We start from the raw sequence: 25,041 nt of genomic DNA, 5'->3' as shown, positions 1-25,041 counted from the left end.
GCGCAGGAGTGCGACGATCTTGGACAAAGCGAATTAATTGTGTCAACGACGAGGCCAAGGCGCTGACTCATCCGGTACGCATCGGGCAGTAGTCGGCCATTTACTGCCATTTGCCCGTTTCGTGGCTCGGCCGAGTGAACGTCAGCTTCCGCCGAGCTACCTGACGGTCGCACCTTGACAAGGTAACCACATCATTGCCGAAGGTAATGTGGTGGGTCCCGAGCAAGCTGACGCTGTTGACAAGGTCGGGGCTTGCAACTCGATACCCGGGCAAAGATCCTTGGCGCATTGCGACCGACCTGGTGACGTAGACTACGAGGCACGGACTCAACCGGCGCGACACCGAACACGGATGACCTATTTGAGCAACCTTGACGACCAAGCCCGCGCTGAACTGCTCTGCTACCTGGTGGTGGGGCAGCTGGTCGCGCGAGCGCGCACAAGCGGTTGGATGCGAACCGATCATGTTGTGGAGTTGCTGAGCATCTGGCTAAACGGCAACGGAGCCCGAGCCGACTGGACGGACTGCGTTCACCTCGGCGCCCTATCGGAAAAAGTAGCACTGGGTTTTGCCGAGTTCCCCATGTTTGCAGATTCGTATTTTCTCGCGCAGCTGTTCACCGATGGGTGGCGGTTAGACTACCCGCTCACCAAGTGTTCGCAAGATTTATGCAGCCTGCGAAGACGAGTTGCAGCCGAGCTAGGCCTATTTAGTCGCAGCCGCACTGCCTCAACAAACCCCACAAAGAGCGACCGGATGGACGCCATTCGAGGTTCAGGGGGAGATTCTGTTCTGACTCTCGGGATTTCAAAGAACTGAAGCGACGTTCGGGGCGGCATAGCGGTTGCTGAAAAAAGGGAGCCTCACTGTGCTCTCGCTATGTCTATCATCCTGATTGTTGACGATGATCCCGATTCGCTGTGGCTTCTCCAGGTTGCCTTGGAGGGACGGGGCCATCACGTTGTGCTCGCGGGCGATGGGCAATCGGCTCTGGAAATGGCAGGTCATTGCCTTCCTGATGTAATTGTCACCGACTGGAACATGCCGCGCATGGACGGGGACGTCTTATGTGAGCGGCTGAAGTGTTATCCGGCACTGGCCTTGATTCCGATCGTCATGACGTCGGCACGGTCGCCGCCGTTGGATAGAACCGGACTATGGAATATTTTCCTCCGCAAGCCCATAATATCGAAACGCTCGCTGCGACCGTCGATTCTCTCGTGACCAAGCGCTTGGGGAATAACTCGATTCGGTCGCATTGCGGGGCCGCGCCGCTATGCAGGTGGCCTGCGGAAGCTCTCAAGTACTGGGCCTAGCACCGCCGCGCTTGAGGCCGCGCGAACCGACTATTTCAAACGATTTCTGGCGTCACTCGAACGTGTCTACACCTTGGGGCCGGTCATTCGCCACGCTTGGCCCGAAGGGCCGAGATGGGTCGCGTGCCGCCGGCCGCTCGAGGCCTTCGAGGCGGGCGACGTATGCCAGTTGCATGAGGCGGGGATCGGCCAGTTCCGGACGGTCGACGTTCGTGCTGAATCGGCGACAATCCACTGTCCCGGTGCCGGCAGCGACATAGAGGATGAAACGGTTGCATGTCGACAATAGCATCGCCGACTAACAGTCCGGGCGGGATCCAACGTCACCGCTGCTTGTGAGGCAAGGGGTTATAAGGACGCGAACAATTGTGTCACTCGGGGACGTTGCGCGCCACCCGCCCGAGCGTCAGCGTCGGACGGCTGCACGAATCGTCTCCGCGATCCGGAGCGCGCCGTCCAGCGGAGTATTGGGCAGCAGTTTTCGCAAGACGAAGGTCGTCCGCCCGTCGTGAGGGGCCGCCCCTGTTATGAGAAAAAGAGCCGCAGGTGAGGCTGCGGCGTATAAACACACACGCCGGACGTAGGGGAACGCCGACGTGCAGGAAATGCTATCCAGGCTCACTGCGGTTGCCAATCGGGTATCTCGTGTGACCTTTCCGGCTCTTCCAGGCCAAGGCTTGTAGGACGGGCGGACGGCCATATCGGGACCGTGCGGTGATCGCGAAAAAACCACACTGGACGCGAACCTGTGCGAGGCGTAAAAAGATCAGGGGTCGAGAAATGTCCGCATTGACGACCATGCAGGGGTCTGCAAATCCCCTAACTGACATCACTGTTGTCCGTCGCAACCGGCCAATGTGGGCTTTATGCCCCTCCCGTCAATGAGCAAACGTCCACCCTACGCAGACGAAGGACAGTTCGCGTTGTGGCGCCAGAAGCGCCAGACCGGTGCGGTTGATTCCAGAAGCGTCGTCGTTGCCCACGCGGATGTTCCGGTCGGAGAATCGATTGCCCTGCTGCTGAGACTGAAAGGATTTGTCGCCGTAGCCACCCCGACCATGGAGCAGCTCAGTCTGATGCTTGAACACTGGAAACCGGGCATGTTGCTGATCGACACGCGCCTGTGTCAGGCCGATGACTTCCGGTTCGTCAGGCGTGCGGCGAAGGACGTCGCCTTCAGCAGTGTGCTGCTTGCTGCGATGACGAACGTCTTTCCCGAGGAGCGCGCGAGCCATATCAGACAGATAGGGTTTGACGGACTGTTTCGCAGGCCCTGCGAAGTCTGGAGGCTTGCGGATCTGCTTGACGGGCTCTCCCGCTCCTCTGACTGCTCGCCTGGTCTGTCCGGCTGGTGATGGAGTTCAAATGAAGCGCCGGAATTGAAGCGCGTGCGGATGGCACCGATGCCGGGCGGCGGTTGACCGGCGGTCATCATTTCGGCGGTGCGCCTGTTCCGCCAGCCATAACGGGCGATCGTATATCGGCGAGATGAAAGAAGGCCGCGACAACCCACGGCAAGGCATTCAGCCCCTGCGCAATGCCCGCCAGTTCCGAGGGTGATATCGACGCCAAAGTGACGGTCAATTCATCGATGTTCTGCCTCGCGTGACAGCGAACCCGGCTCCATCTTGCCTGTGTCGCATATACGCCGAGCGCCTGCCAGACCGCCACAATCCTGAGCTCGCCGGTCACGGCCCGCACCGTGAGGCTCAGCAACGTGGCCCCGGGCCGGGCGAACCGGTCCGAAGCGGAGCTGCTGTCCGAGAACCGAATATCAGTGCCGGCAAAGCGTTTGCGGCGGACTGATATCCGCGTTTGACGTGGAAACTGGTACCCTGCTTGCCGCTATCTCGGCTCTTCTGGACGGCCTTGCTGTCCGATCCATGCAGGCAGTTGGACCGGCCGCCGGCTAGCCGCCTACAAAACCGGGCAAGGCCAGGCGCCACCAGACTATCGCCATACGCTTGAGGGGTCCCCATCATTGCTCCTCGCCTCCGCACATCCGAGCCTCAACGCCCAACGTAAGCCGACCCGCTGTTCTCTTCCATTCCTGTTACCGGCAGTTCGCCACCTTTGATCGTGGGGACATTAGCCCCGCGAGGCCGGCACCGCGGGGTTGTACGAGGACGCGCCTGGGAACTCGGTCAGACAGACAGGTGAAACCTACGATCCGGCCCGACTGTACGTCGTTTTGCAGACGAAGTGATACATCGGCAGGGATCAGGCCACCAAGGCTACAGCGGAGTGGCTGCTACTGATTCGATGAATAGAGCACAAAAAAAACCGGAGTAATCGTCAGCCCCTGTCACTGATATGGCGCCAGGCCTTCGATCGATTTTGCGAGCGCTTGCGAGGCTCCGTCCGCAATCGCTCGCCGCTGAGCGGCCAGCGCGCTGTTTGCGCGGCACTGCGCATACGCGTGCGCCAGCACATCCTCTCGATGGATTTTGTCGTACAGCGCATGTAAGCGAAACCGGCTTCTTTTCTTTGCTTCTTGCATTGGCGAGTTATGCAATCGAAAGCGCCGATTCATCCGGACGACTCAATTCCACTGCACATTCATTCCTGGATTACCGGATGTTCCGCGGCGACCTATAAAAGGACGGGAAATGAAGACGATCAAGATATGGAAGCGTCGTACGCAAAGCGCCATTGGCGTAAGCGTTGCCTTGCTTGCCGGACTGCACTCGGTGGGCGCAGCGGCGATCGACGTACACGATCAAGAGCATGAGTCAGTGAAGCACGTGCTGCTGATCAGCTTCGATGGTTTGCATGAGCAGGATGTCGCACGCTGCGTCGGCTCGAATGTGTGCCCGAATCTTGCAGTGCTGGCCAGGTCGGGTACGACCTACACCAACGCGCACACGCCGGGTCTTTCGGATTCTTTTCCGGGCCTCGCTGCGCTCGTCACCGGTGGCTCGCCCAAATCCACGGGCCTGTTTTACGACGTGTCCTATGACCGCGCACTGTTCGCACCGTCCGACAGCAATTGCACCGGCAAGCAAGGCTGGAACGTCGTATTCGACGAGACCACTGGCATCGATGGCGAAAACGGCGGTGCACTGACGCATCTCGACGGTGGCGGCGCATTTAATCCGCAAGCGATTCCTCACGCGTTGATCAACGGAGTCTGTACGCCCGTGTATCCGCACAATTACGTAAGGACCAATACGATTTTCGAAGTGGTCAAAGGCCACGTGAAAGGCGCTCGCACGGCCTGGGCGGACAAACATGCATGGGGCTACGACTGGCTGAATGGACCGTCCGGCAGAGGCGTCGACGATCTTTCTCGCACCGAGATCAATTCGATTGATCCAGCTACCAATACGAGCTACACCGACGTCTATACGCACACGGAACAGTTCGACAATCTGCATGTGCAGTCGCTGATCAATGAAATTGACGGCAAGGATTCGACAGGCCAATCCAGCGCCGACGTGCCCACGGTGTTTGGAACCAACTTCCAGACATTGAGCGTCGCCCAGAAAGCAGCGGTTGCGACGGGTGGCGGCTATCTGGATGCGAGCTTCACGCCGGGTCCGCAGGTAGCCAACGCGATTGCTTATCTGGACAACGCCTTGGGTCGCATCGTGTCCGAACTCAAGCAGCGCAACCTTTATTCGTCGACGGCGATCATCGTCACCGCGAAGCATGGGCAGTCCCCGACCGACCATTCAATGCTGGTGAAGAACGGCGACACACTCTCGAAACTCCTTGAAGCAAGCAACTATCTGGATCCGAACGGCAACTTCGGGCAGAACAGTACGAAGAGCGGCAACCTCAATGATGGAACGGGGCTCGTCGGTACCGGTTTCGTGCAGACCGATGACGTCGGCCTGATCTGGTTGCGCGATCAAAGCCAACTGCCTGCGGTCGTGAAGACCCTGAAGGACAACCTGAGCTGCAACGCACCCGGCATTTGCGCGGACGGCCCGCAGGCATACATTCTGTACGGCCCGTGGTTGAACGAGCGGTTCGGTGAACCTGCCCGCGGCCGCACGCCTGACATCGTCGTTCAGCCGAACCCGGGGGTCATCTATACATCGAGCAAGGCCAAGGACGAAGAGCACGGCGGCAACGCCCCCGACGACAGCCATCTAGGTCTCGTGGTCTATGTGCCTCACGGCCGTCACGCTGGACGGACCAACGGCGAGCGTGTGCTGACCACCCAGGTTGCGCCGACGATCCTGCGTTTGCTCGATCTGGATCCTGAACTGCTGCACTCGGTCGCTACTGAAGGAACGCGTGCGCTGCCGGAGTTCGATCGCGAGCGCTTTTAGGCAAATGGCTGTACCCGCCGTGTCGTGCCTATTGCGGTCGGTGCCAGTTGAGCCATGGCGACCGATCGATGCACATGCGGCGGCCGGTGCACATTCCCACGGATAACCGAACCCGGAAGACGATGTCGCGGCTCGCGCAGCTTTGTACGGGTTGCGCGGGATGTCGCACCGACTATCCAAAGTGCCTGACGCGCGATGTATGCGAGCCCTGGAGAATCGCCGCCTTTCGTCACGTTCATTTCCACGCTGACCCAGAAGGTCGTGGTGACACTTCCCTTCAACGGTTCATCCGGGCTCGAAGCATGCACCTACGATCCTGCCTCGAAGAGCTTTCTGATCAACAACGATGGGACCGCCGCCAATCCCGATGGCGAGCTCGATGTCATCGCCGCCAGTTCCGCGGCGGCGGGAAATCCATCTGTCGGCAAGTCGTTTGCGCTGCGCAAATGCGCACCGACGGGAATCGTACTCGGGCCGAATAACGACGTGCTCGCTGGATGCGATCCGTCAGCCGGCGATCCCCTCATCACGCTCATTCTGGACCGCACGAGCGGCGAGATTCGGGCCAGCCTGTCATTTGGCGGTGTGGACAAAGTTAGCTATGATCCGGCGTCCAACCGCTATTTCCTGCCTGCCCGGCACTACGTGTCGAGCGGAATTGCTGCCGAGTCGGGCTTCAGTCCGCAGATGGCGGTGATAGATGGCGCGTCACGGCAGTTGCTCTTCAAAACTCCAGTCGGCACAGGCGCGCATTCTGTCGCCATCGACAGCACGCGTGGACAGGTGTATGTGCCGTTCCAGGGCGGCGCGACCGACTTTCCCAACGGCGGCGTCTCGGTGTTCTCGACCCGCTAGCCAGTTCCGTTCGAGAGCTTCGACGAATGATTCCAGTGGGGCCACGAACCGTCGGATGCGCGTCGAATCGACCCGCATCCGGGGCGACAACCAGAGATTGAAAATCATCCAATGTGTGCAAGCACGATCAACGTCAGCGTGACGATAATTGCGCCGCCGATTCGCGTGGCGATCTGCGCGAATGGCATCAGTTGCATACGATTGGCTGCCGTCAGGATGGCAACGTCGCCCGTGCCGCCCTGACCGCTGTGACACGCGTTTACGATCGCCGTATCGATCGGGTACATCTTCAACCGGCGACCCACCAGGAATCCGGTGCCCATCAGGGTTGCCACCGTGGCCACGATGGTCACGATGTTGGCGACGGTGAACGCGGCCATCAGTTTGTCCCAAGGTGTCATTGCCACACCGATCGCGAAGAGCAGCGGATAGGTAACCGCAGTCGAGAAGAACTTGTAGACGACGAAAGCTCCCTCCTGAAGTGGCGGAGACACTGCCCGGGCGAGTTTGACCAGCACCGCGAGAAACAGCATGGCGACCGGCGCGGGCACCCCGAACAGGTTCCGGCACATCAGCCCGAGCAGGTATAACGTGATCGCGGTAATGCCCGCCGCCGCGATGTGCGTGACGTCCACATGTCCGCGTATTTCCTCCTGCACCGGATCCATTGCGTCTTCCTCGCCAACTTGCAGCCGCCCTTCGCCGGTGAGATGAGGAAACCGCTTTCCGACCCTGTCCAGCAGGCCGGAGAATACGATCGCCGTGAGACTGCCGAGCATTACGGGCGGCAGGACCTGCGCAAACAGATCGCCCTGCGGCAAGTGAAGGATCTCCGAGTAGCCGACAGACAACGGGATCGCCCCTTCCCCGACGCCGCCCGCCATGATCGGCGCCACGATATAAAAGAACGTATGGTGCGCACCGAGTCCGAGCGCCGTACCCACGAGCGTGCCGACGATACCGGCCGCGACCGAGCCGAGCGCGAGCGGAATGAAGATCTTGATGAAGCCCTGGATCAGTACGCGCCGGTCCATGCTCAGAATGCTGCCCACGATGATCGACGCAATGAACAGGTACAGAAAATTGGTCGACTTGGTGAAATCCGTCGTGAGCGTCAGGATCGGTTTGGGCAACAGGTGGTAGTAGCTTAGCGCGGACGGAATGAAGGTCGCGAAAATGGCGGCGGCGCCGATGTTGCGCACGATTGGCAGACGCTTGCCGAGCTCGGCGCAGGTGAAGCCGAAGAAGGCCAATACTGCGATGGCCATCGATATCTCGCCGGGCACCTTGCCAGTGACCGCAAAGCCTGTGATCAGCGCAAACAGAATCACGTAGACGGGCAGCGGAATGATGCCGATCCGGTATTCCATCAGCTTCCACCAGCCTTCGGGCCAGAAGCGCGGTTTGACTGCCGGTTGTTGCGCCGGCGGCAGTGCGGGCGATGAGGGGTGTGAAGTGGCTTGCACGAATTGTCTCCTCGCGGTTGAAGGCTGGCGGCTGCGTTGCAGCGAAGCGTCGGAATGCGCTCCCGCCGTTCTGTTCAATGGAACCTGGTGGTGGCTTCGGCGCTCAGGCGAAATCGTCGATGGATGCGAAACCCATCTGAATGTCACAGCGCATCATGCGCCCCTGGTGCAAAGTAATCGTCGCAGGGCGTTGCGCCTCTGGGGAAAGACATTCCGTCTCCAGTCATCGCTAGATCCCGTGTCAATGAATGATGTGCGCCATCTCGATTTCCTCCTTCATGTCCCCCGGCAAAAGAGGATCGCAGCGCCGATGATCCCTGCGAGGAAAGATTTGCAATGGATTATAGAAACCGGATGCCTTCCGCCAGCTTTCTGTGCTGCTGCGAAATCATCGGCGTTAACCCGCAGTGCCCCGTTTTCTGTTCCATCCGGACCGTGAGACACGCGATATACAGCCGTGCGTGTACCTTTCACCTCTCTTGATCATTGTTCGCGCCAGCCGTCAGCGGAATGTGTAACGAAATGGCTGTGCCCGTGCCGGGTGCACTGTCGATTGTCATCGACCCGCCGATCAGGCGCGCGCGTTCCCGCATGCCGAGCAGGCCGTACGAATTGCCGCTGTACGCCGTCGCCGGATCGAAACCGCGGCCATCGTCGCTGACACAGAGGTCGAGTGCCGTCGCGGTGCTGGTCAGCGTGACGTCGGCACGGCTCGCACCCGCATGACGCAAAACGTTGGTCAGCGAAGCCTGCACAATCCGGAACACCGCGGTTGCGCAGGCCTCAGGCAGCACCGGCTCGCCGCCATTGATGCGCAACTGGCACGGAATGCCGTTGCGCCGGCCGAAGTCCTCGACCAGCCACTCGAGTGCCGAAACGATCCCGAAGTTCAGCGCCGCCGGCCGCAGATGGTTCGCGACATTGCGGACCATCCAGATCGTTTTCTCGACGAGTTCGCGCATGTCGTCCGCCTTCTGTTTCGCGTCGGGGTTATCGCCAAGCCGCATCTTCAGCAGAGCAACGTCCATCTTCAATGCCGTCAGCAACTGGCCCAGTTCGTCGTGAATTTCCAACGCAATGCGCTTGCGTTCTTCTTCCCGGATAGCTTCCATGTGCGCGGACAGTTCGCGTAACTGCTCGCGCGATTCGACCAACTCCTGCTCCGCGCGCGTGCGTTCCTCGATCTCCTGCTGCATGCTTTCGTTGGCCTGCGTCAATGCTGCCGTGCGTTGCCGAACCGTGACCTCCAGCCGGTCGTTGGCGCTGCGCAACGCGCCTTGTGCGTTGAGCTTTTCGGTGATCGCACGCCGACGCTGGATCGCATAGAGACAGTAGAGTCCCGCGATCAGGAAGCCGCCCGTGACAAACGCGAGCGCGATGAACTGCTGACGCCGCGCTCCGGCGACGTCCAGCAGGATCATGATCGATTCGTCACTCCGAGGCGCTGGTCGCGTCACTACCAGATAGCGCCTGTCATGGTTGGGGTGGGTCCAATCGGGAAAGCGTGCGAACCAGGCCATGGAACTCCAGTCGCCAAGGCGGCGATGGGGCAGCGCCTGAACCGTGCGGCCCGCGTACTGCCGCGATGCCCGGATCTGGCGCTGCTGCTCCGCCGTGACGGACCGGAGCGCCATGAATTTCCACCCTGGCACCGTCGAAATGACGATTACGCCATTGCCGTCGACCACCATGGCTGCTTCAGCCGGCGTTCGCCACGCGGATTCGAGCGCATCGAGACTGACCTTGACCGCCGTTACGCCGATTGGCACTGTGCCGTCATGCACCGCGCTCGCGAAATACAGACCGGGTATGCCCGTATTGGTGCCGATGCCGAAAAACCTGCCCGAGCCGCGTGCCAGCGCGTCCCTGAAATACGGCCGGTACGCTACATTGGTGCCGATGAAGCTTACCGGCTGATTCCAGTTACTCGCCGCAATGACCGAGCCGTGCAGGTCGATGACGTCCACGGCGACGCTGCCGGCTTCGCGATTCACTGCCTCGAGGTAGGTATTGACGGTTTGCAGCAGTTCCGGCGGTACGGGGGACGCCGCGCTCAACAATGCCCGCACGCTCTCCTGCCGCGCGACGATTGCGGGCATCATCTCGTGCCTGACCAGTTCGCTCTGCAGATCGGCGGCGTACAGGGCGAGCCGGTGGGCACCGACCTCCGTCAGCGCGTCGATCGCGCGCTCCCACACGAATTCGACGGCGACCGCTGCGACGCCAAAGTACAGCGCCGCCGCGGCCGCCCAGCCCCATAAGGGGATACCTCTCATCTTCATGCGCACGTTCGACTCCGGGTGCCGTCAAGGACCGGACTTTTACATACATACGCGACTTGCCGCCATGCCTAAGTATGTAGGCTTGCTGCCGGATCGGAGCGATCCTCGATGAGAACGCCTGCATGCGTTCCCCCGGCACCACGCGAGCATCGCCGGAGAACGGGCAACGTTCACCGACGGTCCTCCAAAACTGTGTGCGTATATGCACAGGGAAGTCAACCCGGCTTCAGCGTGGCTCGACCCTCGTTCAACGGCACGATGACGCAGACACACAGCCCTGAACGTAACGTTTCATCGGAAAACCCAAGCCGAATTTCTGCGCCAATCCGATCCGATATTGCCTTGACGATGGAAAGGCCCAGACCAGAACCGACCTGCCCGCTTCCGAGAGAGCGATAAAACGGGTCGAACACCCGCTCCCGTTCGCCGACTTGAATGCCTGGCCCCGAGTCCTGGATTCTCAATGTTGCGCGACCTTCCGCTGTGGCGACAGACAGGTCTACCCTTCCATCGTCGGGCGTATAGCGGATGGCGTTATCGACCAGGTTCTTGACCAGGGCAATCATGTCAAGTTCGCTGCACCACACTTCAGCGTCCTGGACTCCCTCGACGCCGATGTCGATGTGCCTGGCTTCGGCGAGAGGCATGAGGTCTTCCAGCACACGGCGGTAGATGCTCTGAATGGACACCAGCGAGTTCGGCGACTCCGAAGCGGATTGCGCCCTTGCCAACGCAAGGAGTTGATCCAGCAAACTCCTGCCGCGTTCAATGCCACGCCGCAATACGGCCAATCGCTCACGCGCCTGGCTGGACATGTCCGCTTCCGCCAACCGTTCGGCTTGCAGCGACAGGGCCGTCAACGGCGAGCGCAGTTCATGCGCCGCGTCGGCGACAAAACGGCGCTGGCTGTCCATCGACGTGGAAACGCGCGCCAGTAGCCGATTGATCGCCACCACAAACGGGCGCACTTCGGCGGGCAGATGGCTGTCTTCGATGGGGTGCAGTTCCTGCTCGGAACGCTGGTCGATTTCCCTGGAAAGCACGGCAATCGGCCGGAACATCTTGCGCACCATGTCGGCAACGATCAGCAACAGCACTGGCACGAGAATCAGGAAGGGCATCACGGTACGCAGCGCACCGTCGCGCGCAATTTCGTTGCGGAAGCCAGACTCCTGGGCCACCGCAATGCGCTCGCCAGCCGCGGTTGTGCTGACCAGCACGCGGAAGGTCTCGCCATTGACATCCAGCGTATGCAAGCCATCAGTCAGCGTTGTGGGAAGGAGCAGCAGTCCGCCGCTGTCAACGCTCACCGTTGATGAATTGCCATCACCCAGGCGCTGGACGATCACACGCGACTCTTCATTGCTATCTTCGAGACGGACATCGGCGCCCGGCAGAACGGGCGACAGATGCTGCCGTTCCGTCAACTGTGCTATTTGTCGCAGTACGTCGTCTTGCAACCCGTGTGCTTCATCGAAAGCGGACAGGAACGAGAAGACGCCTGCCGCGACGGCAACGATCAGAATTACCAACGACAGGGTCAGGGACAGCTTGATCTGAATCGATTCGTTCAGCCGCCTTTTGAAACCATCCATCCCACGCCCCTGATGTTCTTGATGATCTCGCTGCCCAGCTTGCGCCGCAAAGCGTGGATCAGGTACTCGACAGCATTGCTCTCGACCTCCTCGCCCCATCCGTAGATGCGATCCTCCAAGTCGCTGCGAGACAGGATGGCGCCGGGTCGAACCAGCAAGGCTTGCAGCAGCGAGAACTCGCGGTTTGACAGTTGCACGGGCGAAGCGTCGGTGACGCTGGCCTCTCTGGTGACGGGATCGAGCGATACCGCGCCGTTGCTGAGAACGGGCGCAGCACTGCCCGCCTTGCGACGCAGCACGGCGCGCATACGCGCTAGCAATTCCGCCATCTCGAAGGGCTTGAGCACATAATCGTCGGCTCCGCCATCCAGACCACGCAGACGGTCATCGAGACCATCGCGCGCCGTAATGATCACCAGGGGAACCGGATTGTCGCTGCCACGAATGCTGGAGAGCACGTCCAGCCCGTCCTTGCCAGGCAGACCAAGGTCGAGCAGCACAAGGTCATAATGGTGGCAAGCCAGCGTCGTCAGCGCGCTCTGTCCGCTTTTTACCCAGTCCGCCGCATAGGACGCATCCTTCAGTGCGCTCTGGATCGCTTCGCCGATCATGGGGTCGTCCTCGACGAGCAACACCCGCATTTCCCCTCCGTTCACTCTTCGTTGTTCAATGCGCAGCTTTGGCCGCCCGTTGCCGGAACAGCAGGATACCGGTCAGCATGAAGGCAAGAAGCGCGGCCGATGCCGAATACCGGCTCAGTGCCAAACCTCCCGCGTTCAGCGGCTTGTCCAGGAAGTCACCGACCACGGCACCCAGTGGGCGGGTCAGGATGAACGCCGCCCAGAACAGCAGCGTTCGGGACACACGAGTCCAGTAATAGGCTGCCGCAATGACAGCGAGCAGTCCGCCGAACACGATGGCCGCGCCGGCATAGTGCAGGCCGGCTGTGTCGGCGGTCCAGTCGCCCAGCGCGGTTCCCAATGTCTGGGAGAACATGATCGTCACCCAGTAGAAAGCTTCCGCCCTGGGCGAACTGACGGTACTCACCGATACCGAGCCAAGGGTGCGATGCCAGAGGAGCAGTGAGCCGAGCAGCAAGGCGAGCAGCAGGCTCGAACCGCCAAGGTATCCGATTCCCAGCGAGCGATCGGCAAAATCAGCGAGCGTCGTGCCGACCGTAGTGGTCGCGATGATGGTGACCCAGTAAAGAAAGGGATGAAACTCCCTGGCCTTGATCTGCCAGATCACGGCGGCGACGAAGATTGCCGCGAAGATAACGGTACCGACCAGATAGCCAAGGTTCATGGACATCGAGACGGCATCGCCGCCGGTTTCGCCAAGCGTGGTGGAGGCAACCTTGATGAGCCAGAAACCCAGCGTGACTTCGGGGACTTTGGTTAGAGCCTGTTCTGTTGAGGTTTTCATGGGGCATACTCGTGGATTACAGTTGTTCTGAAGCCTGTTGAAAGTTTCAACAGCGCGATCATACGTTGCCGGACTGACTCGGCGCATCGGCGCGTGGTCGATGGCCTTGTCGGGAACGTGCAAGTCATCGGCAGAGCGAGGGCTCAGTCTCTCCCCGGCCGAATCCCATGTGACTTCCAGATTCCGGATTCGGGTCCTCGGCGGACTTTGAGCAGCCAGTTTTTCCGCCAAAGGAAGACGGCATTCGACAAGTCTAACCAGGCTGACTTAGCTCAGTCATAGGTTGCTTCATTCGCGAACCCATCCCAGTTTGATCAGCCTGCTGAGAAGCGTGCGATGTATGCCGACAGCAAGTCGATATACCGGGGGGCGGGTACCAATGAGCGGCATTCAACGTCAGCCATGCACTGAGCGCGGCAACCACGGCGGCCCCTAACATGTCGAACGGAAAATGAACGCCCAGGTATATGCGTGCCCAGGCGATGGAGATTCCCAGCAAAGCCAACGCGGACCACGCTCTTCGCGGACCTTGCTGCATGAGAACACTGAACACAGTGGCCCACCACAGCGTCAGATGGTCGCTTGGAAACGATGAATCCGCAACATGCGGGATGAACGTGTGCCCGACGTCGATCATGAAAGGCCGGGGTGCGACCAGACTAGAGCGTGTTAGAAACTTGGTGAAGGACCTGGTATCCTGGCGGAATGAAAAAAGTAGACCGCAAAGGGTATCCGACCGATGTTTCGGACGAAGAATGGAGCTTCGCGGCACCGTATCTGACGCTGATGGACGTGATGGCGCCGCAGCGCAAATATCAACTGCGCGACATGTTTGATGCGCTGCGCTGGATGGCTCGCGCGGGCGCACCGTGGAGGATGTTGCCCAACGATTTTCCGCCGTGGGAGTTGGTGTATCAGCAGACCCAACGCTGGTTACAGGCAGGCTGTTTTGAGAACATGGTCAACGACCTTCGCTCGGTGATACGCGTGGCACAGGGACGATGGGGTCAGCCCAGCGCGGTCATTCTGGACGGCCGCACGATGCAGTCGACTTGCGAGAGTGGTCCGCGTGCGGGCTATGACGGCTATAAACGCAAGCGTGGCAGCAAGGTGCATATCGCGGTGGACACGCTCGGACAGTTGCTAGCAGTCCATGTGACACCGGCCAACGAACAGGACGTGCACAGGTCGCAGAACTCGCGCGTCAGGTCCAGCAGGTGGCGGGAAATACGGTCAGGGTGGCATTTGTAGATCAGGGATACACGGGCGAAGAGCCGTAGCAGGCGGCACTTGATGAAGGCATCGACCTGCAGGTGATCAAACTGGCGCAAGCGAAAAAGGGCTTTGTACTGCTGCCCCGGCGGTGGGTGGTCGAGCGCAGCTTCGGCTGGCTTAACCGCTTCCGGCGTCTGGCACGTGACTACGAGCGACTGCCTGAAACGCTTGCCGGTTTTCACTTCGTCGTGTTCGCAATGCTCATGCTCGTTCACGCAGTGCCGGTACTTCAAAGTTCCTAACACGCTACAAGGGCTCCCCGTTGAGCACAAGCTCAATCGAAGTTCGCTGTGATACATGCTGCAATGCCGTGCGGGTGCATGTGGGAAGGTGAAGGACTGCGGTTCTACAACCGGTCATGTTGGGCCAATGGCCCGGACCCTGATGAAAGACGCGCGCAGAGGCCTCATTCTCTAGCCGGGAATGGATATCCCCGCCGTGTTATCCAGGTACGCTCCGCGCGGGTCCAACCCGCTTCACATCACCGCTGGCAGTGCAAAGTGATCGTTTCTACTTGCTCATGGCGTCTGCGCTCCCGTCGCGTTGCCGGTTGATCGGCAGGCCCAGATCGAAAGTTAGTCCGCCACGGGCTGGAGCTTGAAGTCATCGCCATACTTCAGCGAGGCCCACGCCAATCTCGCGTTCTTTGCTGCTATCGCGATGGCGGCCCGCCAGTAGCCCCGGCGCTCGACCAGGGCTCGGACCCACCGGCTGAAGCGATCCTGTTTCTCGCCGAGACTGGCAATAACGGCGCGGGCGCCGTTGACCAGCAGCCCGCGCAGATAGGCGTCGCCTGCCTTCGTAATGCTGCCCAGCCGCGCCTTGCCGCCACTGCTGTACTGACCGGGCGTCAGTCCGATCCATGCTGCCACCTGCCGGCCGTTTCTGAAGTCGTGCCCGGCGCCGATACTGGCGAGCAACGCACTGGCCGTGGTTGGGCCGATGCCGCGCAACTGCATCAGCCGCTTGCTACGCGCATCATCACGCGCGATCCCGGCGATCGCGCGATCGTATTCAATCAGGCGATCCTCAATGTTGCCAGCATGATCGAGCAGATCGCTGATACTGTGCTTCGCCCAGCCAGGCAATGTGTCCAGATGTTCTGTGATGTGCCTGCGCAACTTCTCCGGGCTCTGTGGCAGCACCACGCCGAATTCCGAGAGCAGGCCTCGCAACCGGTTGTAGGTCGCGGTCCGCTCTTCCACGAAACCTTGTCGTGTCCGATGCAGGCAAAGCGTTGCCTGCTGATGTTCGTCCTTCAGCGGCACGAAACGCATGCTCGGACGCGTCACCGCTTCGCAGATCGCAGCAGCATCCGCCGCGTCGTTCTTACCGCGCTTGCCGGACATGCGATAAGGCGCAACAAGGTTGGGCGCCATGAGCTTGACTGTGTGGCCGTGTTGCTGGAACACGCGTGCCCAGTGATGTGCGCCGGAGCACGCTTCCATGCCGATGAGGCACGCCGGCAACTGCGCGATCAATGTCACCAGCTGATCGCGCGGCACTCGCGGCTTGATCAGCATCGCTTTACCTGCTTCATCTACACCATGAATGGCGAATACATTCTTGGCAAGATCGATTCCGATAGTGACAATAGGCATGGACTTCCCCTCTCGCTGGTGTTGATGAACGTTCGAAACTTCATCATGGCACGTCGATGCCGACTCGCGGCTTCCGCCGCAGCCTCGGGACGGGGAAGTCCCTTTCATTCTCTAAGGTTTCGTTCAGCACCGCCAGCTAGAATCAATTGGGTCAAGCAGGGCAGTACGAGAAGTAAGTTGCGCTGATGCCGACGGTCGAAACAACGATGCCAAGGAGAACGAGAGGAAGCGCCATGACGACTGCGCGCATGATTTACATGCTGGAACTGGCTCGGGGATGCTCTCACATTGCCAGCATGCTGACGGCTGAATCCGAGCAGCGAGCCATCACCGATACCCTTGAAGAATTCCTTCGGCTGTACGGCGCCAAGGAAACGACGCTTTTCCAGAAACTCCTCGCTGACGATCTTCAGCGGCGCGAAAAAACGGCCGCTGCTTCAGCCGTGCGCAACTTCAAGGTAATCACGGTCTCAAGGGAGCCCTAGCGCTGCCACGTTCTCGCAAGCAACGATCGTAAAGGCCGTGAACATCACTGCATCAGCTGCCAGTGATCGAATCCAGCCGTCATCGGATTCACTTCATGGCGTGTTGCTGGTTTACGCGGACCCTCTTTCGACACGCTTCCTGCCAGCTGCGACGCCGTCAGAAAACACTGGCGAACCGCGAAATATTTTGTAACAATTTGTCAACGGTCGCCACCGCATGGCCGTTAACGCGTGAAATCACACGCCCGGTCGGCCACGGCTAGCACCGCGGCCGCTCAAGCCAATTCCTTGGCGCAGAACGCATCGCGCCGAATTTAATTTCACGAAACGCCACGTCACGACTCCGTCGATAGACAGGTTGCCAGGGGACAGTCAGCGCATGAAAGCATTAAGTGTTCTCCATAGCGAGTCATCGCGGGGTTGGGGCGGCCAGGAAGTCCGTACGTTGAAGGAAATGATCGCGCTCCGTGCGCTCGGTCATAACGTGGAGCTCGTCTGCCCCGACGACGCGACACTCGGCATCCGCTCACACGCCGAGGGTTTTACGGTCCATCACGCACGCATGCGCGGCGGCGCCGACGTGCGCTCGATGCTCACGATCCGGTCGGTTCTCGACAAGCGCCGCTTTGACGTGCTGAATACGCACAGCGGCCATGACAGCCTCGTCGCCGGCATGGCGGGCCGTCTTGCACGAACGCCGCTCATTGTTCGAACGCGCCACCTGGCGCTACCTATTACGTCACTGGCTACGTATAACTGGATCCCGCATCGGGTCGTCGCGGTAAGTCATTTCGTACGCAAGTATCTGATTTCCGCCGGTGTGCCGGAAAGTCACGTGGAAACGATCTACGACGGCATCGTCAAACCGGAGCCACTCGCGCACTCCACGCTGCGCGACGAACTTGGACTCGATTCGAGCGCGGTCATCGCGGGAATCGTGGCCATGCTGCGCGGCAAGAAGGGCCACGAAGATCTGATCGCGGCGGTACGGCCGATCATGGCCGACCGGCCGCATCTTCACGTGGTGATGGCTGGCAGCGGCGGCGAATTCGACAAGCTCAAGTCAATGATCGACGATTTCGGGTTAACCGATCGCATTCATTTGCTGGGCTTCCGAAACGACATCAACAACGTGCTGCGCGGCTGCGATCTGTTCGTATTGCCAACCCATCAGGAAGCGCTCGGCCAGGCATTCATCGAGGCAATGGCGATGGGTCTGCCGGTGATCGGCACGCATGTCGACGGTGTGCCCGAGCTCATCGACTCCGGCGTGAACGGCTTGCTGGTGCCCGCGCAAGACGTCGATGCATTGCGCGGCGCGCTCATGCGGCTGATAGACGACGCGCCATTGCGCGCGCGCTTCGGACTGGCCGCGCGCATCAAGACAGATGGCAATTTCACGGTGGAAGGCATGGCGAGCGAGACCGTGGATTTTTACCGGCGCGGCATCGAGCGCGCGCGCAGGGTCTACGGCCCGTGGCGGGCCGCCGCATGACCTTCGCCAAGGCGTTACCCGTGCTGATGTACCACCATATCAGCACGTCGCCGGGCATGATCACGGTATCGCCCGAGCACTTCGCGGCGCAAATGGCGCATCTCGCCAACGCGGGTTATACGACGATCGGCAGCGAGCGGCTATCGGCTTATCTGGCAGGAGAGCCGATACCGGGAAGGTCCGTCGTTTTAACGTTCGACGACGGCTATCTGGACAACTGGGTGCATGCCCATCCGGTTCTGCAAGCGCACGGTTTCACCGCATTGTGCTTTCTGGTGACGAGCTGGATAGGCGATGGACCCGCGCGCCCACATGCGCGCTCGGATGCCACGTTGCCTCGGCTACTCAATCATCGCGACGGCGAAATCGCGATCGAACTTGGCCAAGCCGACCGCGTGATTCTCCGATGGTCCGAGATCCATGCAATGCGCGAGGCCGGAACCTTCGAGTTTCACAGCCACACGCATCGCCACGTGCGATGGGACCAGGTGTCGGCCACAGCGGACGACAAGTGCGCCGCACTCGCGCGGGATCTCAGCGACGCGCGCACGACCTTGAAAGCACGGCTTGGCGCGGTCTCCGATCACCTGTGTTGGCCCCAGGGGTTTTACGACAACGATTACCGGCGAGTCGCCGTTCAGGCGGGTTTCCGGCATTTCTACACCTGCGAGACGGGCTCGAATTATCCGCAAGCGGACGACAATGCCGCTCGCTCGATTACCCGGCTCGAGGTGCGCGACCGGCCCGCGTCATGGTTCGCCTCGCGGCTTTGGATCCATACGCGGCCCGCGATCAGTCGCGCTTACCTCAAGATCAAGCGATAGCGGATAGCGGCCGCGCTCTACCGGTTCAACACATCGGCGAATCCACCCAGCCTTGCGCCGAGTCCTCGAATCGAGCGGGCGACGTTCGGCGACAGCAGCGCCTCCAGTTCGTCCGCATGCCGATAGTCGCGCATGCCGTCACTCAATACGCACTCTCCCGCAACGGCAGGATGACAGTAAATCTCCGCCACGCCCTCCGGCAGCGAGGCAAGCGCCGCCAGCCACGCCGCTTCGTCCATGCGACCGCTGCCGGCAATGCCGACGACATAATCGTTGTGAAGAATGCCCGCGCCGTCGAGCCGCGACTTCACGCTCGCGATCCATGGTCTCAGCCACAGCGGCGCATTGGCCTCGAACGGCAAACGCATCGCCTTCATGCCGAATTCGCGGCCGATTTCAAGGATCAAGCCGAGCACTGTTGGATGCAGATGGAAATGCTTGTGCGTGTTGACATGATCGAGCGCGAGTCCGGTTCTGGCGAACGCCTCGAACTGCGCGCGAATTTCGCGGGCAAGCTGCTTGCGCACATGCGGCAGAAAGAAAAACCGCACGCCGTCGCGCACCATGTTGCCGCCGAAGCGGCCATGCTCGTCGAGCAAGGCGGGGATGCCGGCGCGCGGGGTGACCGCATCGCCATCGGCGAGCACGAGATGCAGGCCGACGCGCAACTGCGGCAGAGCGCGGGCTCGCTTCACCGCGTCGCTTGCGGCGGGCGCACCGACCATGAGGCTCGCGGCCGTCAGCACGCCGTCGCGATGCGCCCGTTCGACCGCCTGATTCACCCGTGAATGCAGGCCGAAGTCGTCGGCGGTCACGATCAGGGCGCGCGGCCTAGCGGCCATCGGACGCCTCCATCACGCGCAGCGGCTTTGCATGCGCCGTCGAAGGCGAGCTTTCGACCGGCACGCGCGCGCCACGCCACATCACGTGCGAACCGAAAGCGCCGGCGATCCATTGGAACAGCAGCAGCGTGTCGCGCAACGGCACCAGCGGCAGATCGCGCCAGAACGAAGTCGGGGACGGGTGGCGGAATGCACGCTCATGGCGCGCGGCGCGCGCATGAAGCAGCACGCGCGCGGCCAGCCCCGCAGCCGTACCCGCTGCGCTGACGAGCGCCGGCCAGTGCAGCGGACCACTGTTCGCACCTGTCGTCAGCACGTTCGTGAGCCATATGCCCGCGATGAGCCAGGGCGTCGGGAACGTGATGAACAGAAATGCAAAGCCGAGCGGATTCACCGAGCGTATCGTGCGCAACCAGCGCGTTTCGCGTTGCCAGAGCGCGGCAAACGTCGGCTCGATCACGTCGGTGGCGACCATGACGCGCGAGAGCACCGTTTGCAATCCCAGCGCACGCACGTGTTCGGCAAGCCAGTAATCGTCGGCGAGGCAATCTTTCAGGGCCTCGAATCCGCCGATGCGTTCGAGCGTCGCACGCCGCAAGGCGAGTGTGGCGCCGAAGCCGAAGCGGCGCGAGCCGGCCATATGTGCGACGCGCACCGAAGGCGCAAACCATTCGTTGACGAAGAGCGCACCCACGCGCTGCCAGAAGCCGCCCAAACCCTGCGCCACATAAAGACAGGTGACGGCGCCCACGCGCGGATCCGCAAGCGGCGCGGCCACGCTGTCGAGATAGTCGGCCTCCACGGCAATGTCGCTATCGGCGATGACGAACACATCGTGACGCGCGTGCTCCGCCATGTTGATCAGATTGCTGACCTTGAGATTGCTGCCGTGCACGCGCGTATCGATGGCGAGTTCGATATCGAGCGCCGGATACGCGGCCTGCAGGCGGCGCGCGACGGCAACCGCGGGATCGTCGGGAGAAGACACCCCGAGCACGAGTTGAAAATGCCCGTGACGCTGCTCGCAAAACGTCCGCAGATTTTCGTAAAGACGCGGCTCAGCGCCGCAAAGCGGCTTGAGCACGCTCACGCCCACTTGCACGAACGAATAGACAGTACATGCGTCCGCCGCGTCGAATCTCGCGCCGTGCGTGAGCCTGGTGGTATCGGCTGCGCGAACGCGTCGCGCAAGATGAGCGAAACGGGACGGTGCGCCGCGGCGCAGCGTGAAGAACGGCATCGCCAGCACCGCCGCCATTGCATACAGCGAGGCGCCGACGCAGCCGGTGAGCAGAACCCATTGGCATACGGTCAATGTGTGCGCAGCCATCGGCGGATTCCGTCAGTGACTGCCCAATACGAACGGTTTACCCGTCAGGCGTAGATGGAGAATGACGAGCCGCAGCCGTGGGCAACCCGGCGCGATCCTGACAGGTCGCGCGTGAAAGCCGGCCGCGTTCGCATGACGGCCTTCGACCGCATGCTCGAACGCGGCCTGAGCAAACTGGCGTGTGACTATCACGCCGCTCGCCGTGACGGCGAGCGCGATCAGGCGGAAAGCCGCGGAAACGAACAGATGGTGCGCCCCCGGCAGGACGAGCACCGTCACGCAGGCAAGCACATCGGCGGCGAGAGCGGTGAGCGAAGCCACCATCAGGTGAGCTCGCAGCATATCGACGGTGAATGGCTTCATGGCTTCGTCTCTGACCTGATGAAAGCATCGCGGGGTCCGCGCGAGCAATTGACGGCGGCGGTTCGCCGCGAGCGTCAGCGCGAGGGACCGCCAACGCGAACGTCGTGCGTTCCATCGACGCGCCTACGATCGAGCTTCAACGAGCCATCAGCGATATACGATACTGCGCGCTCATGTCACTAACACGACTGTATGCTGTCGATGGGCGATAGTATCGAGCCAAGCTGAAGGAAACCTTAAGCAAACCCGCCGTGAAACGACCCATGAACAACGTGACCAGACTTCGGCGTTATGGGTTCGCGCGCTGCGTCCATGCGCGCCGCCGCCCCGTCAAAACATCCAACGGAATTTCTGCCCCATGCGTGTGCTCCTCGTAGAAGACGACGACCTGATCGGCTGCGGTATCGAAGCGGGTCTGCGCCAGGCCGGTTTCACCGTCGACTGGGCGCGTGATGGCCACAAGGCCGGTCTTGCGCTCGACACCACCAGTTACGAACTGCTTCTGCTCGACCTGGGCTTGCCGCGTGTGTCGGGCATGGACCTGCTCAAACGGCTGCGCGACGCCGGCAAGGACATGCCGGTGCTGGTGCTGACCGCGCGCGGCACGGTGGCCGACCGCGTCGGCGGTCTGGAGGCAGGCGCGGACGATTACCTCGGCAAGCCCTTCGACCTGAGCGAGCTGATCGCCCGTTGCCGGGCCTTGCTGCGGCGCGCGCAAGGCCGCAGTGTCGAAGTGATCCGCTATCGCGATCTGACGGTCAATCCGTCGGCGCAATCGGTCGAAGTGTCCGGCACGCGCGTGTCGCTGACCGCGCGCGAGTGGGCAATCCTGTTGCAATTGATCACCAATCAGGGAATTCCCCAGTCGCGCGCGCGTCTGGAAGAAAGCCTTTACGGATGGCAGGAAGAAATCGAAAGCAATGCAATCGAAGTGCATGTGTCGAACCTGCGCAAGAAGCTCGGCGCGAAGCTGATTCGGACCGTGCGCAATATCGGCTATGTCGTGGAGAAAGAGTAAATGGGCGCATCCATTCGCCGGCGCCTGATGCTGCTCGTGCTTGCCAGCATTGCGCTCGTCTGGGCCATCGCACTCGCGTCGAGCTATCGTCAGGCCTCGCGCGAAGTCGCTCAGTGGGAAGAGGCCCGCCTTGCCGAACTCGCGCAGATGCTCGCACTGCTCGATCAGTCGAACCTCGCCACGCTCGCCAACGCCCACATCGACGTTCGCGAGGAAGAAAGAGGCGGCGCGACGAGCGCGAACGATAGCGACGACGACGACTCGCTTCCGCGCGACGCGCTGTTCCAGGTGCGCGCCCGCAACGGCGAGGTGATCGCGGGCAGCCCGCCATTGCGCGCGCTCAACGCATGGGATCTGCCGGTGCCGCGCGTCACCGGCACTCAGGACGTGATGCTGAACGGCGAGATGTACCACTCGTTCACGCTGCGCGACACCGCCTTGGGCCACACGGTGCGCGTTTTCGAGCAGGCCAATACGCGCAGCGATCTGGTGAGCGGCGTGGCGAGCCGCATTGCGCGTCCGGCGCTGATCGCGTTGCCGGTGCTCGCGCTGCTGGTGTGGTCCTCCATCGGCTGGAGCCTTGCGCCGCTGCGGATACTCTCGGGCGCGATCCGTTCCCGCGGCATCAACCGCCTGGAGCCGGTCGATATCGGTCATGTGCCCACCGAGGTACGGCCGCTCGTCGATGCGATCAACCTGTTGCTCTCGCGCCTCCTGCATTCGCTCGAACGCGAACGCGCCTTCACCGCCGACGCGGCCCACGAACTGAAAACGCCGCTCGCCGCGATCAAGGTTCAGGCGCAGGTCGCGCTGGCCGAGCCCGATGCGGCGCGGCAGCGGCTCGCCATGGAGCGCGTCGTTCAAGGTGTGGATCGCAGCGCACGGCTCGCGGAGCAGTTGCTGTTGCTCGCGCGCCTCGACATGCACGAGAAAATGTCGACAGCGCCGCTCGCGCCCGGTGAGGCCGCGAGAAATGCATGGATCGCGAACGAGCGCAACGCGCAGCAAAAGAACCTGCACGTTACGCTGAACTGCGATATGCGTGCCGCGATAGACGCCGAACCGGTGCTCATCGGCATCCTGTTCGACAATCTTCTGGATAACGCGATCAAGTACGGATGCGAGGGCGGCAGCATCGAGATCGCGGTGCGGACTGTGAAAGACCCGACGAGAGACGCGGTGCAGGAGCGCGTCGTGGTGAGCGTGCGCGACGACGGTCCCGGCGTGGCGCCAGCCGACCTCGCTCGCCTCGCGAACCGTTTTTTTCGCGCGACCGGCAATCAGGCAACCGGCAGCGGCCTCGGGTTGTCGATTGTCGCGCGCATCGCCGAGCATTTTGGCGGACGCGTGCATTTCGGCCGTGGCATCGACGGGCGCGGACTCGCGGTCGAGGTGTCGTTTCCCGCTTATACGGCCGTCCCCGACGAGCGGTTGCAGCCGGTTGCCTAGCGGCGGTTCGTTTCACTCGCGATCACGCCGCCTTCCGCGAGCTGCGCCTGCCGCGAGCGACGGCTCGAACGCCGCGCCGCATCCTGACCCGGAGCGCGCCTGGACGCCTCCACGAACTGCCACGCAATCAGCCCCGGCACGAACATGAGCAGATCGCGAATCCGCCGTGCGCCCGCCAGGGCGAGACACGTCGACGGATCGAGGCCCAATGCGCCGCCGATCAGAATGAAGCCGCCCTCCTGCACGCCCAGGCCGCCCGGCACGAAGAAGGCCGCGCTGCTGACGGCCTGAATCAACGACTCGATCACCACGGCTTCGACCAGCGTGACCTGGGCGCCGAGAAAATGCAGCGCGAGCCAGATTTCCAGCGAAGTCAGAAAGCACTGCAACGGCTGCCAGAAGAACAGATAGCGCAGCACCACGCCGCGGCGCCGCCAGATCAGCTTGATCGCCTGATCGATTTGCACCGACTGCCCGACTAGCGCGGCAAGCTTGCCGCTCGTCATGTGATCGAGCACGCGTGTCATGCGCTCGAAGGGATTGGCATGCTGCACCAGCGCGAACAGGACGAGGAGCGGCGTCAGCACGACCACGCCCCACGCGAGTTGCCCGGCGAGCCTCAGCGTGCCGGAATGCGCATGCGCGAACAGAAAGCCGATGCCCACCATCGTGAACAGCAACTGGCTGATCACAGTGAGCTGCATGTCGGCGATGATGCTGCCCACCGCCGTCGAGGGCCGCACGCGCCAGCGCTTGAGCATGCGAAACGACACCACTTCGCCGCCGATGCGCGCCACCGGCAGCATGCTATTCACCGATTCGCGCACCCACACGAGATGCAGCATGTTCAGGATGCCGGGCCGGTTCGCGCCGCGAATCAGCGAGCGCCAGCCCGACGCATTGGCAATCATCGGCGGCACGTGCGCGAGCGCCGCGAGCACGAGCCCGGCCCCGGCTGCCCGCAATGCGCCGAGCACCGCGCCGGGGTTGTCCCGCCAGACAAGCCATAGCGACGCGAGCAGACCCGCCAGCGCGGCCACGCGGCCGAGATGCTTCATCATGCGGGCACCCTGTGCGAGCGCGTCGCACGCGCGGATTGCCGTTCAAGCTTCGAATCGAGGAAAACGCGGATCATTGCT

Annotated in this window: 22 protein-coding genes and 1 pseudogene; 11 read left to right on the top strand and 12 right to left on the bottom strand. The window is 61.7% G+C overall.

Translation table 11 applies throughout. The annotated features are described in order from the left end of the window. The first annotated feature begins 352 nt into the window (after positions 1-352). From ACOCG7_RS05900 to ACOCG7_RS05890, 3 genes are all read left to right on the top strand, one after another. Positions 353-820 carry a hypothetical protein gene (locus ACOCG7_RS05900; RefSeq protein WP_421377163.1) on the top strand — a complete coding sequence of 156 codons (468 nt, stop codon included), beginning with the start codon at positions 353-355 and terminating at the stop codon, positions 818-820. 60 nt (positions 821-880) lie between these two features. Continuing rightward, on the top strand, positions 881-1,225 hold the full coding sequence (locus ACOCG7_RS05895; RefSeq protein ID WP_421377161.1) for a response regulator: 345 nt from the start codon (positions 881-883) through the stop codon (positions 1,223-1,225). Positions 1,226-2,198: 973 nt separating this feature from the next. Continuing rightward, positions 2,199-2,672: a response regulator receiver protein gene (locus ACOCG7_RS05890; protein WP_421377159.1), complete on the top strand. Its 474-nt coding sequence runs from the start codon at positions 2,199-2,201 to the stop codon at positions 2,670-2,672. Positions 2,673-2,748: 76 nt separating this feature from the next. On the opposite strand, the gene ACOCG7_RS05885 is transcribed toward ACOCG7_RS05890, so the two are convergent. Further along, complete coding sequence (locus ACOCG7_RS05885; protein ID WP_421377157.1) at positions 2,749-3,009, bottom strand: hypothetical protein; 261 nt, start codon at positions 3,007-3,009, stop codon at positions 2,749-2,751. Between the two features lie 917 nt (positions 3,010-3,926). On the opposite strand from ACOCG7_RS05885, the gene ACOCG7_RS05880 reads away from it, so the two are divergent. Both ACOCG7_RS05880 and ACOCG7_RS05875 read left to right on the top strand, forming a co-directional pair. Continuing rightward, entirely contained in the window at positions 3,927-5,597 is a 1,671-nt protein-coding gene (locus ACOCG7_RS05880) for an alkaline phosphatase family protein (protein WP_421377563.1), read from the top strand. Positions 5,598-5,792: 195 nt separating this feature from the next. Then, positions 5,793-6,452, top strand: coding sequence for a YncE family protein (locus ACOCG7_RS05875; protein WP_421377155.1), 660 nt, complete (start codon positions 5,793-5,795; stop codon positions 6,450-6,452). A gap of 104 nt (positions 6,453-6,556) precedes the next feature. Here the strand turns inward: ACOCG7_RS05875 and ACOCG7_RS05870 are convergent, their stop codons facing one another. From ACOCG7_RS05870 to ACOCG7_RS05845, 6 genes are all read right to left on the bottom strand, one after another. After that, positions 6,557-7,918, bottom strand: coding sequence for a 2-hydroxycarboxylate transporter family protein (locus ACOCG7_RS05870; protein ID WP_421377153.1), 1,362 nt, complete (start codon positions 7,916-7,918; stop codon positions 6,557-6,559). A 470-nt stretch (positions 7,919-8,388) separates the two neighbouring features. Then, positions 8,389-10,200: a histidine kinase gene (locus tag ACOCG7_RS05865; protein ID WP_421377151.1), complete on the bottom strand. Its 1,812-nt coding sequence runs from the start codon at positions 10,198-10,200 to the stop codon at positions 8,389-8,391. A 215-nt stretch (positions 10,201-10,415) separates the two neighbouring features. Beyond that, a complete protein-coding gene (locus ACOCG7_RS05860; protein WP_421377149.1) occupies positions 10,416-11,795 on the bottom strand; it encodes an ATP-binding protein in 1,380 nt (459 codons plus the stop codon). Continuing rightward, positions 11,771-12,436 (bottom strand): response regulator transcription factor, encoded by a 666-nt coding sequence (locus ACOCG7_RS05855; protein WP_421377148.1) that lies wholly within the window; start codon positions 12,434-12,436, stop codon positions 11,771-11,773. Before ACOCG7_RS05855 ends, ACOCG7_RS05860 begins: the two co-directional genes overlap by 25 nt. Positions 12,437-12,461: 25 nt before the next feature. Next, on the bottom strand, positions 12,462-13,220 hold the full coding sequence (locus tag ACOCG7_RS05850; RefSeq protein WP_421377147.1) for a hypothetical protein: 759 nt from the start codon (positions 13,218-13,220) through the stop codon (positions 12,462-12,464). Positions 13,221-13,473: 253 nt separating this feature from the next. Further along, on the bottom strand, positions 13,474-13,857 hold the full coding sequence (locus ACOCG7_RS05845; RefSeq protein ID WP_421377146.1) for a phosphatase PAP2 family protein: 384 nt from the start codon (positions 13,855-13,857) through the stop codon (positions 13,474-13,476). Positions 13,858-13,925: 68 nt separating this feature from the next. Between ACOCG7_RS05845 and ACOCG7_RS05840 the strand changes: the two are divergent. Further along, positions 13,926-14,737, top strand: a pseudogene (locus ACOCG7_RS05840) (IS5 family transposase). A gap of 333 nt (positions 14,738-15,070) precedes the next feature. Here ACOCG7_RS05840 and ACOCG7_RS05835 read toward each other — a convergent pair. Further along, positions 15,071-16,096, bottom strand: a complete 1,026-nt coding sequence (locus ACOCG7_RS05835) for an IS110 family transposase (protein WP_421375252.1) — start codon at positions 16,094-16,096, stop codon at positions 15,071-15,073. Positions 16,097-16,329: 233 nt separating this feature from the next. Here ACOCG7_RS05835 and ACOCG7_RS05830 point away from each other — a divergent pair, with 233 nt between their 5' ends. The 3 genes from ACOCG7_RS05830 to ACOCG7_RS05820 all read left to right on the top strand — a co-directional run bounded on the left by ACOCG7_RS05830 (position 16,330) and on the right by ACOCG7_RS05820 (position 18,900). Beyond that, complete coding sequence (locus ACOCG7_RS05830) at positions 16,330-16,581, top strand: hypothetical protein (RefSeq protein WP_421377145.1); 252 nt, start codon at positions 16,330-16,332, stop codon at positions 16,579-16,581. A 379-nt stretch (positions 16,582-16,960) separates the two neighbouring features. Next, on the top strand, positions 16,961-18,076 hold the full coding sequence (locus ACOCG7_RS05825; RefSeq protein WP_421377144.1) for a glycosyltransferase family 4 protein: 1,116 nt from the start codon (positions 16,961-16,963) through the stop codon (positions 18,074-18,076). Further along, a complete protein-coding gene (locus ACOCG7_RS05820) occupies positions 18,073-18,900 on the top strand; it encodes a polysaccharide deacetylase family protein (RefSeq protein ID WP_421377143.1) in 828 nt (275 codons plus the stop codon). Before ACOCG7_RS05825 ends, ACOCG7_RS05820 begins: the two co-directional genes overlap by 4 nt. Before the next feature lie 17 nt (positions 18,901-18,917). Here the strand turns inward: ACOCG7_RS05820 and hpnK are convergent, their stop codons facing one another. From hpnK to ACOCG7_RS05805, 3 genes are read right to left on the bottom strand one after another with little or no spacing between them, the layout of a single operon-like run. After that, entirely contained in the window at positions 18,918-19,742 is an 825-nt protein-coding gene (gene hpnK, locus ACOCG7_RS05815) for a hopanoid biosynthesis-associated protein HpnK (RefSeq protein ID WP_421377142.1), read from the bottom strand. Beyond that, the gene (gene hpnI, locus ACOCG7_RS05810; protein ID WP_421377140.1) at positions 19,732-21,072 is read right to left on the bottom strand and encodes a bacteriohopanetetrol glucosamine biosynthesis glycosyltransferase HpnI; all 1,341 of its coding nucleotides are present in this window, start codon (positions 21,070-21,072) and stop codon (positions 19,732-19,734) included. The genes hpnK and hpnI overlap by 11 nt, the downstream gene beginning before the upstream one ends. Positions 21,073-21,084: 12 nt before the next feature. Next, on the bottom strand, positions 21,085-21,435 hold the full coding sequence (locus tag ACOCG7_RS05805) for a hypothetical protein (RefSeq protein WP_083086135.1): 351 nt from the start codon (positions 21,433-21,435) through the stop codon (positions 21,085-21,087). A 358-nt stretch (positions 21,436-21,793) separates the two neighbouring features. Between ACOCG7_RS05805 and ACOCG7_RS05800 the strand changes: the two genes are divergently transcribed. Together ACOCG7_RS05800 and ACOCG7_RS05795 are read left to right on the top strand one after the other, a co-directional pair. Beyond that, complete coding sequence (locus ACOCG7_RS05800) at positions 21,794-22,453, top strand: response regulator (RefSeq protein ID WP_083086136.1); 660 nt, start codon at positions 21,794-21,796, stop codon at positions 22,451-22,453. After that, positions 22,454-23,902, top strand: a complete 1,449-nt coding sequence (locus tag ACOCG7_RS05795) for an ATP-binding protein (RefSeq protein WP_083086138.1) — start codon at positions 22,454-22,456, stop codon at positions 23,900-23,902. It begins immediately after the preceding gene. Here ACOCG7_RS05795 and ACOCG7_RS05790 read toward each other — a convergent pair. Continuing rightward, entirely contained in the window at positions 23,899-24,963 is a 1,065-nt protein-coding gene (locus ACOCG7_RS05790; RefSeq protein ID WP_083086140.1) for a lysylphosphatidylglycerol synthase domain-containing protein, read from the bottom strand. The two genes, ACOCG7_RS05795 and ACOCG7_RS05790, sit on opposite strands and share 4 nt — an antisense overlap. Positions 24,964-25,041 lie beyond the last annotated feature (78 nt).

The organism is Paraburkholderia sp. DD10 (genome assembly GCF_049177125.1).
In the GTDB taxonomy this organism is placed as follows: domain Bacteria; phylum Pseudomonadota; class Gammaproteobacteria; order Burkholderiales; family Burkholderiaceae; genus Paraburkholderia; species Paraburkholderia terricola.
The sequence above is the reverse complement of the archived record's forward strand: the minus strand, read 5'-3'. Positions and strand labels throughout refer to the sequence as shown.

What these genes read in the sequence shown, in the direction of transcription:
- ACOCG7_RS05900 (WP_421377163.1), top strand. Translation starts at nt 353, where the DNA reads ATGACCTATTTGAGCAACCTTGACGACCAAGCCCGCGCTGAACTGCTC.
- ACOCG7_RS05895 (WP_421377161.1), top strand. Translation starts at nt 881, where the DNA reads ATGTCTATCATCCTGATTGTTGACGATGATCCCGATTCGCTGTGGCTT.
- ACOCG7_RS05890 (WP_421377159.1), top strand. Translation starts at nt 2,199, where the DNA reads ATGAGCAAACGTCCACCCTACGCAGACGAAGGACAGTTCGCGTTGTGG.
- ACOCG7_RS05880 (WP_421377563.1), top strand. Translation starts at nt 3,927, where the DNA reads ATGAAGACGATCAAGATATGGAAGCGTCGTACGCAAAGCGCCATTGGC.
- ACOCG7_RS05875 (WP_421377155.1), top strand. Translation starts at nt 5,793, where the DNA reads ATGTATGCGAGCCCTGGAGAATCGCCGCCTTTCGTCACGTTCATTTCC.
- ACOCG7_RS05865 (WP_421377151.1), bottom strand. Translation starts at nt 10,200, where the DNA reads ATGAAGATGAGAGGTATCCCCTTATGGGGCTGGGCGGCCGCGGCGGCG.
- ACOCG7_RS05860 (WP_421377149.1), bottom strand. Translation starts at nt 11,795, where the DNA reads ATGGATGGTTTCAAAAGGCGGCTGAACGAATCGATTCAGATCAAGCTG.
- ACOCG7_RS05855 (WP_421377148.1), bottom strand. Translation starts at nt 12,436, where the DNA reads ATGCGGGTGTTGCTCGTCGAGGACGACCCCATGATCGGCGAAGCGATC.
- ACOCG7_RS05850 (WP_421377147.1), bottom strand. Translation starts at nt 13,220, where the DNA reads ATGAAAACCTCAACAGAACAGGCTCTAACCAAAGTCCCCGAAGTCACG.
- ACOCG7_RS05845 (WP_421377146.1), bottom strand. Translation starts at nt 13,857, where the DNA reads ATGATCGACGTCGGGCACACGTTCATCCCGCATGTTGCGGATTCATCG.
- ACOCG7_RS05835 (WP_421375252.1), bottom strand. Translation starts at nt 16,096, where the DNA reads ATGCCTATTGTCACTATCGGAATCGATCTTGCCAAGAATGTATTCGCC.
- ACOCG7_RS05830 (WP_421377145.1), top strand. Translation starts at nt 16,330, where the DNA reads ATGACGACTGCGCGCATGATTTACATGCTGGAACTGGCTCGGGGATGC.
- ACOCG7_RS05825 (WP_421377144.1), top strand. Translation starts at nt 16,961, where the DNA reads ATGAAAGCATTAAGTGTTCTCCATAGCGAGTCATCGCGGGGTTGGGGC.
- ACOCG7_RS05820 (WP_421377143.1), top strand. Translation starts at nt 18,073, where the DNA reads ATGACCTTCGCCAAGGCGTTACCCGTGCTGATGTACCACCATATCAGC.
- hpnK (WP_421377142.1), bottom strand. Translation starts at nt 19,742, where the DNA reads ATGGCCGCTAGGCCGCGCGCCCTGATCGTGACCGCCGACGACTTCGGC.
- hpnI (WP_421377140.1), bottom strand. Translation starts at nt 21,072, where the DNA reads ATGGCTGCGCACACATTGACCGTATGCCAATGGGTTCTGCTCACCGGC.
- ACOCG7_RS05805 (WP_083086135.1), bottom strand. Translation starts at nt 21,435, where the DNA reads ATGAAGCCATTCACCGTCGATATGCTGCGAGCTCACCTGATGGTGGCT.
- ACOCG7_RS05800 (WP_083086136.1), top strand. Translation starts at nt 21,794, where the DNA reads ATGCGTGTGCTCCTCGTAGAAGACGACGACCTGATCGGCTGCGGTATC.
- ACOCG7_RS05795 (WP_083086138.1), top strand. Translation starts at nt 22,454, where the DNA reads ATGGGCGCATCCATTCGCCGGCGCCTGATGCTGCTCGTGCTTGCCAGC.
- ACOCG7_RS05790 (WP_083086140.1), bottom strand. Translation starts at nt 24,963, where the DNA reads ATGATGAAGCATCTCGGCCGCGTGGCCGCGCTGGCGGGTCTGCTCGCG.